This is a genomic window from Bacillus sp. Brlt_9 (assembly GCF_051948935.1).
Lineage (GTDB): Bacteria > Bacillota > Bacilli > Bacillales > Bacillaceae_G > Bacillus_A.
This window is the reverse complement of sequence record NZ_JAYJLO010000036.1, coordinates 1-456: the sequence shown is the minus strand read 5'-3', so window position 1 is coordinate 456 and position 456 is coordinate 1. Positions and strand designations below refer to the sequence as shown.

Genomic DNA, 456 nt, shown 5'->3' with positions numbered 1-456 from the left:
CAACGAATTGGAAATATGCGTTTACCGACTTAGCGGCGTACGATGGGGAAGGAAAAGCGTACAAGTATGAAGTGAAAGAACAACCAGTAGATGGATATCAAACAGAAGTGAACGGTTATAACATCACAAATACGAAAGTAGGCCAAACCAAGGTAGAGGGAACGAAGACGTGGAAGGATAACAATTCACCGGAACGTCCGAAAACAATCAAGGTAGATTTAATCCAAAATGGTCAAGTCATCGCAACACAAGAAGTAAGCGAAGCAACAAATTGGAAATACGCATTTACCGACTTAGCGGCATACGATGGAGAAGGAAAAGCATACAAGTATGAAGTGGAAGAAAAGCCGGTAGATGGATATCAAACAGAAGTGAACGGTTATGACATTACGAATACAAAAGTAGGCGAAACAAAAGTAGAAGGAACAAAAACATGGAACGATAATAATGCACCAG

General features: G+C 40.6%; 1 protein-coding gene. It reads left to right on the top strand.

From position 1 onward, the window contains the following. Positions 1-456, top strand: a 456-nt coding sequence (locus VF726_RS31495; RefSeq protein WP_440174143.1) for a Cna B-type domain-containing protein, incomplete at both ends; no start/stop codon positions are given.